Source organism: Thioalkalicoccus limnaeus, assembly GCF_041197575.1.
In the GTDB taxonomy this organism is placed as follows: domain Bacteria; phylum Pseudomonadota; class Gammaproteobacteria; order Chromatiales; family Chromatiaceae; genus Thioalkalicoccus; species Thioalkalicoccus limnaeus.
This window is the reverse complement of record NZ_JBDKXB010000051.1, coordinates 1-8883: the sequence shown is the minus strand read 5'-3', so window position 1 is coordinate 8883 and position 8883 is coordinate 1. Positions and strand designations below refer to the sequence as shown.

7 protein-coding genes are annotated in these 8883 nt (G+C 67.9%); 4 read left to right on the top strand and 3 right to left on the bottom strand.

The window, feature by feature from the left end; all coding sequences use genetic code 11:
* On the bottom strand, positions 1-596 hold a 596-nt coding region (locus ABC977_RS17735; protein ID WP_501040252.1), incomplete at its 3' end, for a tRNA(Met) cytidine acetyltransferase TmcA domain-containing protein.
* 315 nt (positions 597-911) lie between these two features.
* Between ABC977_RS17735 and ABC977_RS17730 the strand changes: the two genes are divergently transcribed.
* Together ABC977_RS17730 and ABC977_RS17725 are read left to right on the top strand one after the other, a co-directional pair.
* Positions 912-1730 carry a glycine/sarcosine N-methyltransferase gene (locus ABC977_RS17730; protein ID WP_369668606.1) on the top strand — a complete coding sequence of 273 codons (819 nt, stop codon included), beginning with the start codon at positions 912-914 and terminating at the stop codon, positions 1728-1730.
* Complete coding sequence (locus ABC977_RS17725) at positions 1727-2572, top strand: SAM-dependent methyltransferase (protein ID WP_369668605.1); 846 nt, start codon at positions 1727-1729, stop codon at positions 2570-2572. The genes ABC977_RS17730 and ABC977_RS17725 overlap by 4 nt, the downstream gene beginning before the upstream one ends.
* Before the next feature lie 68 nt (positions 2573-2640).
* Here the strand turns inward: ABC977_RS17725 and ABC977_RS17720 are convergent, their stop codons facing one another.
* Positions 2641-3099 (bottom strand): type IV pilin protein, encoded by a 459-nt coding sequence (locus tag ABC977_RS17720; protein WP_369668604.1) that lies wholly within the window; start codon positions 3097-3099, stop codon positions 2641-2643.
* A gap of 536 nt (positions 3100-3635) precedes the next feature.
* On the opposite strand from ABC977_RS17720, the gene ABC977_RS17715 reads away from it, so the two are divergent.
* Positions 3636-4571, top strand: coding sequence for a cation diffusion facilitator family transporter (locus tag ABC977_RS17715; protein WP_369668603.1), 936 nt, complete (start codon positions 3636-3638; stop codon positions 4569-4571).
* A 10-nt stretch (positions 4572-4581) separates the two neighbouring features.
* On the opposite strand, the gene ABC977_RS17710 is transcribed toward ABC977_RS17715, so the two are convergent.
* Positions 4582-4812, bottom strand: coding sequence for a hypothetical protein (locus ABC977_RS17710; protein ID WP_369668602.1), 231 nt, complete (start codon positions 4810-4812; stop codon positions 4582-4584).
* Between the two features lie 388 nt (positions 4813-5200).
* Between ABC977_RS17710 and ABC977_RS17705 the strand changes: the two genes are divergently transcribed.
* A partial coding sequence (locus tag ABC977_RS17705; RefSeq protein ID WP_369668608.1) for a DEAD/DEAH box helicase occupies positions 5201-8883 on the top strand: 3683 nt, incomplete at its 3' end.

Sequence of the window (8883 nt, the reverse complement as noted above, 5' to 3'; positions counted from 1 at the left end):
ATCGCGCGCCGCTGAGCCGCGGTCGCGATGTCGCCGGGTTCGCCGGGTTCGCCGCAAGCGGGTCGGACGGGTCGCTCGAGGACCCGCGGGACCTGCGGTGGCGTTTGACCTTCGTGCAGGATCCAACAGCCGCGATTCGTCGCGAGCGCGAGCACGAAGCGGCGGATGAAGTGTCGGCTGAGGTCCGCGGCGCGATAGGGATGGACCCGGATGCGATCGGCCTGCGGGTCGGGCCAGCGCGGCCAATCCGACAGCGGCGGTGTCAGTAGCCACAGGAGCCCGCCGCCGCGCAGGGTTCCGGTCGCCGCGCCGAAGCCATCCGGATCCAGTCCGCCGTGGGCATCGTAGACGAGCTCGTCGACCTCGGTGCCGAGTAGTCCTTCGGCGGCGCGCAGCGGCCGCCGAGGCTTGGCGAGATGCTGCCGATCGCTCAACCAGAGCGTTCGATCGCCGGCGTGGTCCGCGCACACGGAAGCGGTCCAGGCGTCGCTGCCAGCGAGGACTAGCGTTAGCCGGTGTCGATCGAGCCGCGCTCGTCGACGCAGCGCCGCAACGAGTTGCCCGATGGCGGATGGGTCATGCGGGTCGTCGCGCATCGGGTCAGGGTTTTGGGGTAGACGTCAAATCTGATGCCTGTAGAATACCGAGGCTCCAACCAACGGCCCATAGGCACGTCGGCGCAAGTCTCTGACTTGTCAGCCGCACGCGCGAGGTGCCGGCATCCATCCGTCAGGCGACTGACGACGCCACGCCGCCAGGGCGTGCATTCGTGGCAACTTCGGGTTGCCAGCCGGTTTTTCGCTGAAATCGATCGCTGTGTCTTTTCGCAGGCATTGGCATACGTCGCGCCACGCGTCGACGTGAACGGGCCACGAGCACTTCCCCGATCTCGAGGGGGAGAGGAGACCTCTATGGCGATGAATCGTCGGGCGCAGGACTATGGCGCGGATCCGTTGGCGGTCCGCGATACCAATCACTATCAATCGGAGTACATTCACGGCTTCGTCGAGAAATGGGACGAACTGATCGATTGGGATGCCCGAGCGCGAAGCGAGGGTGATTTCTTCATTCGTCAGCTCAAGGAGCAAGGCGCAAGGAAGGTCCTCGACGTCGCGACCGGCACCGGTTTCCACTCGCTGCAGCTGCTACGGGCCGGCTTCGAGGTCACGAGCGCGGACGGTAGTCCGACGATGCTCGCGAAGGCGTTCGACAACGCCCGCCGACGCGATTTCATCCTGCGTACGATCCACGCCGACTGGCGCTGGCTGAACCGGGATGTGCACGATTTCTACGACGCCGTCATCTGCCTCGGCAATTCCTTCACCCACCTGCACAACGACAACGACCGGCGCAAGGCCCTGGCCGAATTCTACGCCACGCTGCGCCATGATGGGATCCTGATCCTCGATCAGCGCAATTACGACGCGATCCTCGATCACCGCATCGAGCCCACCCACAACTACTACTACTGCGGCGATAACGTCCGGGCGACGCCGGAATACGTCGACGAGACGCTGGCGCGTTTCCGATACGAATTTCCGGGCGAGCATGTCTTCCATTTGAACATGTTCCCACTGCGCAAAGGCTATGTGCGCCAGTTGTTGCGCGAGGTCGGTTTCCAGAAGGTCACCACCTATGGGGATTTTCAGGAGACCTACCACGATACCGAGCCCGACTTCTTCATCCATGTCGCCGAAAAGTCCTATGTCGCCGAGGGGGAAGAGGAATGAGTGCGGGTTACTCCGAAATCGTCGAAACGGCCCGGCGTTATTACAACAGCGATGATGCCGACAACTTCTACTTTCTGATCTGGGGCGGCGAGGATATCCACATCGGGCTCTATGACAGCGACGAGCAACCGATCGCCGCGGCGAGTCGGCGCACCGTCGAGCGGATGGCCTCGGTGGCGCAGACGCTGGGACCGGATAGTCGCGTGCTCGATCTCGGGGCTGGGTACGGCGGTGCGGCGCGCTTCCTCGCGGGGCGCTTCGGATGCCGGGTCATGGCGCTGAACCTGAGCGAGAAGGAGAACGAGCGCAATCGCGACGTGAATCGCGAACAGGGGCTGGCCGAGCGGATCGAGGTCGTCGACGGGAGCTTCGAGTCGGTCCCGGCGGCCGACGCCAGCTTCGATCTCGTCTGGTCACAGGACGCGATCCTGCACAGCGGTGAGCGCGACCGCGTCGTCGCCGAGGCCGCCCGCGTGCTCCGCCCCGGCGGTGAGTTCATCTTCACGGACCCGATGCAGGCCGACGACTGCCCGCCCGGTGTGCTGGGGCCGGTCCTCGAACGCATCCATCTGGACAGCCTCGGGTCGGTCGCCTTCTATCGGGAGGCCGCAGCGCGTCACGGCCTGAAGGAGGTCGCCGTGCACGGCCTGACCGAGAACCTCGTTCGCCACTATGGGCGGGTCCGCACGGAGCTGGAGCGGACGCGTCCCGATTTGCACGGCCGGGTTTCGGACGACTACATCGACCGGATGATCGCCGGGCTCGGCCATTGGGTCGACGCCGGGCGTCGTGGCTATCTGAACTGGGGCATCCTGCACTTCCGCAAACCCGTGTCCCACTGACGGCGCCGCGGAAGGTGACCGCCCGTGCGGCCCGCGGCCGCACGGACGTGACGGCCGTGGGCACCGGCTCAGCGGCGCCAGCAGAGGTCCACGGCTAGGGTGCTATCCTCACCAACACCCCTGACGCCGGTATTGGTGATGGTCAGGGTACCGCAGGGATCGCCGGCCATCGCCCCCTTGGGCGTAGCCTGAAGGGTAAAGCTGTTGGCGGTTGGATTGCCATCGAAACCTAGGGTGTAGTATTCGGCATCGCCATCCTTCGGCGACTTATCGAAGGGCAACTTAGGCGGCTGATTATTTTTTCTATCCTTACAGGCGCCAGTCTCTTGTGGGCAGAGATAGCTATTGTTGAGCGTGTAATGCCGCTCCATGAACTGAGCGAGCTCGAGCAGCGCCGCTTGGGCGTCGGCACGCCGCGCCTTGCGGATGTGGTCCTGATAGGACGGATAGGCGATCGCGGCCAGGATGCCGACGATCGCGACGACGATCATCAGTTCGAGCAACGTGAAACCACGACTGCGGGCCATGAGATTCTCCAGGCGCCAGCACGCGTCACCCCGCGTCGGTGCCGCCCTGGATGGGACGTGCCCGCGACGTGGCGGACCCGCGAGGGAACGATGAACAAGGGTAGGGCGCAATGTGCCATCCTGACAGGGGGCATGCAAGCCGACTTGACGGCTTTTGGCCCCCATTGGTCGCGAAGCCGGATCGACCCTGGTCCAGGATCGAACACCAACGTTGTTCGGGCGATTGGCCGACCCGTCCGGAGAAAGACGCTCCACAGGGTCTATACTCGGCTCGGATCGGCCTCGAAATGGAGCCGCCAAGCGCGGCGCTTGGCTGTTCCATCCGACCGCGGGCCTGGGATAGGCCGCCTGATCGATTAAGTGAGGCCCGGATAAAAGTGCTGGTGCGGCGAATCCCCGACCTGACGGCGAACTGTCATCTGCGCTGCGTGATGCTTGCCGCCCTGCAGTGGCCAAGGTCGACTGCTGCCGTCAGTCGGCACGGCGCACATCGCGCCGCCGCCGTGCACGGCCGAGTCTAGCGCCTATCCGTGCCAATGGTACCGCCAAACACGGTCACCGCGCAGACCAACGCGATCGCCGACCAGGCGCGCCTGTTGCGCCTGGCGACCTGGGCCTCGGTTAGTACCGCGCTGGTGCTGATCCTGGCCAAACTGATCGCCTGGGGGCTCACTGGCTCGATCAGTGTGCTGGCGTCTCTGGTGGATTCGGCCATGGACCTGGGCGCCTCGGTGCTCAACCTGCTGGCCGTGCACTGGTCGCTGCGTCCGCCGGATCGTGAGCACCGCTTCGGTCATGGCAATGCACAGGCCCTTGCCGCACTCGGGCAGTCTGCTTTGATCGCGGGCTCTGCGTTGTTCCTCGGCGCCGAGGCGATCGGCCGGTTGCTCCAGCCGGTCCCACTCGCGGCCACTGGCGTCGGGGTGGCGGTGATCTTGTTCGCCATCGTCGCGACCCTAGCGCTGCTCGCCTTCCAGCGCCATGTCATCCGCCGCACCCGCTCACCGGCCATCCGGGCCGACTCGCTGCATTATGCCACCGACCTCGCCACCAATCTGGCCACCCTTCTGGCGCTGATGCTGGCCGGACAGGGCTGGTCGAAGGCCGACCCGCTGATCGGACTGGGTATCGCCGGTTGGGTGCTGGTCAGCGCCCTGCGGCTGGGCTGGGAGGCGGTCGATTTGCTGATGGACCGGGAGTTGCCGGATGCGGACCGTGCGCGCATCCTCGACCTGGCCTCTAGCGTGCCAGAGGTACATGGGGTGCATGGCCTGCGCACGCGTCGCTCCGGCCAGCGGGCGATCATCCAGTTGCATCTTGTGCTGGACGACGACCTGACCCTGGCCAATGCGCACCGGGTCGCCCTGGTCGTCGAGGCCAAGATCTGCGCCCTCTACCCTGACGCGGACATCATTATCCATCAGGATCCCTCGAGTCTGGGAGCCGAGCCGGGCGAGGCGATGGAGCCCTGACACCGCTCGCTCAGGCACCGCCGCGATAGAGTTGCGGCGGGTTGGCGTCGATCCATTGCCAGATCGCCTCTTCGATGGATTGCGGGGTGCGCATTGCAGGGGGCATTGGTAGCGCTTTCGGCGCCGGCGAGCGCGTAGTCGGCCGGCCGATCCGCAAGGGCCGATGTCGGCGCCGGTGCATGGTCTTCGACGGTTGGCTGAGGGCGGTCGGGCGGTAAAGATCGTTGACGAGGGGAAGCATGATTCGATACTCCGGCAAGGGGTTGACTGGGAAACCGTACCCGCGTCTTCGCGCGAGTCTGGCTCCAGCCTAATACCAGGGCACTGACGGCCTCCTGAAACCACTCGTCAGCGGTCGGTCAGGTACCAGTTGCCGGCGGCGAAAAGGCGATGGCTCGTGCGGAAAAGGCAACCAGGATGGAAAAATTTGCGATCAGCCCTGGCCGGTGCCGGCGATCACCGAATCGGTTTGCGAGGAGTTCGGTGGTCGTCCGGAAGTCCTCGGCGAGATGGCAGGTACCTGGCTCCACTGTCGTCTTGCGACCAACACCCCACTGAGCGGAGGGCCGAGCACGGGGTGGAGGGTCAGCGCCATTGGCAAGACCTCTGTCGACTACCACATCGGTTGCATGATCCCATTCAGCCTTCCGACCCGAACCTGGTTCGCCGCGGCCTTCGCGGCGCCGACCGAGATCCAGCGCCTGGGATGGCCGGCGATTGCCGCCGGGCGCCATGCGTTGTTGATCGCGCCGACCGGCAGCGGGAAGACGTTGGCGGCCTTTCTGGCCGGGATCGATGCCTGTGCCGCGTTGCCGGCCGATGCGCCATCGGGCGTTCGGGTGCTGTACCTCTCGCCGCTGAAGGCGCTGGTCTACGACATCGAGCGCAACCTGCGGGCGCCGCTGGTCGGGATCCGGCAGGCGGCCGAGCGGTCGGGTCAGCCGCTGCGCCCGATCGCGGTCGACGTGCGCACCGGCGACACGCCGTCGGCGGAGCGCCGGCGCCAGGCCCGGCAGCCGGCCGAGATCCTCGCGACGACGCCGGAATCCCTGTTCCTGATGCTCGGTGCGCAGGCGCGCGAGGCGCTGCGATCCGTGCATACGGTCATCGTCGACGAGATCCACGCGTTGGCACCGACCAAGCGCGGTGCGCATCTGGCGCTGTCGTTGGAACGGCTCGCCGAGTTGACGGCCGCCGATCCGCAGCGGATCGGCTTGTCGGCGACGGTGCGGCCGGCCGCTGAGGTCGCGCGTTTTCTCGGCGGCGAGCGGCCGGTCGCGATCCTCGATGCCGCCACTGCGCCGCGGCTCGACCTGACGGTGACGGTGCCGGTGCCGGACATGGAGCGGATGCCGGAGCCGCCCCGTGCGGATCGTGGCGGTTCGATCCTCGCCGAGCTTGCCGCGTCGGCGCCGGCCGCCAAGGCCAGCGAGCGCGGAATCTGGCCGGCGATCTATCCGCGGTTGCTGGCGGAGATCCGGGAGCACCGGGCGACCCTGATCTTCGTCAACAGCCGTGGCCTGTGCGAGCGCTTGACGCAACGCCTCAACGAATCGGCCGGCGAGGAGTTGGTTCGCGCTCACCACGGCAGCGTCGCGCCCGGGCAGCGCGCCGCGATCGAGGAGGCACTGAAACTCGGGCAACTGCGTGGGATCGTCGCGACCAGCTCGCTCGAGCTCGGCATCGACATGGGCGCCGTGGACCGGGTGATTCTGGTCGAGTCGCCGGGTTCGGTGGCGCGCGGCCTCCAGCGGGTCGGACGCGCCGGCCATGATGTCGGCGCCGTCAGCAGTGGCGGGATCCTGCCGAAGTTTCGCGCCGATCTGCTCGAATGTGCGGTCATCGCCGCACGCATGCAGCGCGGCGAGATCGAGGCGCTGCGGGTGCCGCGCAATCCGCTCGATGTCCTCGCCCAGCAGGTCGTCGCGATTTGCGCCGTCGCCCCGCGGCGGGTCGAGGACCTGGCCAATCTGATCACGCGCGCCTATCCGTACCGCGACCTCGGCCGCGGCGCGCTGGAGGGCGTCATCACGATGTTGGCGGGCGGATATCCGGCCGACGATCTGGTCGGCCCGCGGCCATTGCTGTCCTGGGACCGCCAGTCGGATCTGGCCGCGCCGCGCCGCGGGGCCGCGCTGACCGCACGCATCAATGCCGGAACCATCCCGGATCGCGGCCAGTACAGCGTGCGACTCGGCGCCGACGGGCCGCGGCTCGGTGAACTCGACGAGGAGATGGTCTTCGAGACGCGGGCCGGTGAAAACATCCTGCTCGGGGCGACGACCTGGCACGTCGAGGCGATCACGCGCGATGCCGTGGTCGTCTCGCCGGCCCCGGGCGAGCCTGGCAAGCTGCCCTTCTGGCGCGGCGATGGTCCGGGTCGGCCGCTCGAACTCGGGCGCGCGATCGGCGCCTTCGTGCGCGAGCTGGCCGAACAGGGCCGCGAACGGGCCGTCGCTTGGCTGATGCAACAGGCGCCGCTCGACCGGTACGCGGCCGGGAATCTGGCCAACTATGTCTTCGAGCAGCTCGAACATACGGGCACGCTGCCGAGCGATCGGCGGATCACGATCGAGCGTTTTCGCGACGAACTCGGCGATTGGCGCGTCTGTCTGCTGACGCCATTCGGCGCCCGCGTGCATGCGCCGCTGGCGATGGCGCTGCAACAGCGTCTGTCGGTCGACAGCGGTTTCGATGTCCAGGTGATGTATACCGATGACGGGATCGTGCTGCGGATCGCCGACGCCGACGACTGGCCGGATCTGTCGGCCCTGCTGGCGGACCCGGATGAGATCGAGGAGCTGGTCACGGCGCAGCTGCCGCACACGGCCCTGTTCGCCGGCGCCTTTCGCGAGAATGCCGCGCGTGCGCTCTTGCTGCCGCGCCGCCGACCAGATCGGCGCACCCCGCTGTGGGCGCAGCGGCTGAAGGCGCAGGAGCTGCTCGCGACGGTGCGCCGCTATCCGTCCTTTCCGATCGTCATCGAGACCTACCGCGAGCTCTCGAGCGACGTCTTCGACCTGGCCGCGCTGAAGGAGCTGCTGCGCGCCTTGCACAGTCGCCGGATCCGGATCGACGAGGTCGAGACGCGGACCGCCTCGCCGTTCGCGCGCTCGTTGGTCTTCGCCTACGTCGCGACCTACCTCTACGAACAAGACACGCCGCTCGCCGAGCGCAAGGCCCAGGCCCTGACGCTCGATCGCGGTCTGCTCGCCGAGCTGCTCGGCCAGGCCGAGCTGCGCGAGCTGATCGACCCGCAGGTCCTGGCCGAAGTGGAGGCCGAACTGCAACGGGTCGCCGACGGCGATCGGGCGCGCGATCCGGACGAACTGCACGATCGGCTGCGGCGGCTCGGCGACCTGACCGAGGCCGAGATCGCCGCGCGCTCGGACGGCGATGGTGCGGCCTGGGTCGCGCGACTCGCCGAGCAGCGGCGCGCGGTCCGGGTGCGGATCGCCGGCGAGTCGCGTTGGATCGCCGCCGACGATGCGACGACCTACCGCGACGCGCTCGGCGTCGTCGTCCCGCCCGGGTTGCCGCAAGGTGCGGACGATCCCGTCGGGAATCCGCTGGAAGAACTGATTCGGCGTTACGCGCGGACCCATGGCCCGTTCGTCACGCGGCAGGTCGCGGAGCGCTACGGGCTGCGCCCGGCGATGATCGAGCCGCTGCTCGCGGCGCTCGAGGCCGCCGGACGGCTGGTGCGCGGTGAGCTGCGCCCCGGTGGTGTCGAACCCGAATGGTGCGATGCCGAGGTCCTGCGCCGGCTCAAGCGCCGCACGCTGGCGCGGCTGCGCAACCAGGTCGCGCCGGTCGAGGCCGCGGCCTTCGGTCGCTTTCTCGTCGACTGGCAGGGTCTCGATGGCCGCCGGGGCGGCGACGAGCGGTTGCTCGAGGTCGTGACTCAACTGGCGGGCCTGCCGTTGCCCTGGTCGGTGCTGCACGGGGTCATCCTGCCGCGGCGCGTGCCGGGCTTCACCTCGGAACAGCTCGATCGGCTGGCGGCGGCGGGCCGGATCTTCTGGGTCGGCTGCGGGGCGCTCGGCGCGCGCGACGGACGCATCACACTCTTTCGCCGCGATCGGCTCGCGTTGGCCCCGACACAGCCCCAAGCACCGACCGCGCCGGACGATCCGGTGCCGGCGGCGATCCTCGATCGGCTCGAACGGCGCGGTGCGAGCTTTCTCGTCGAACTCGATGATGCGGTGCGGGCCGCGGTCCCGGCGGCGACCGCGGCGGACCGGGAGGCGGCGCTGTGGGACCTCGTCTGGGCCGGTCGCATCACGAACGACACCTTCGCGCCGCTGCGCGC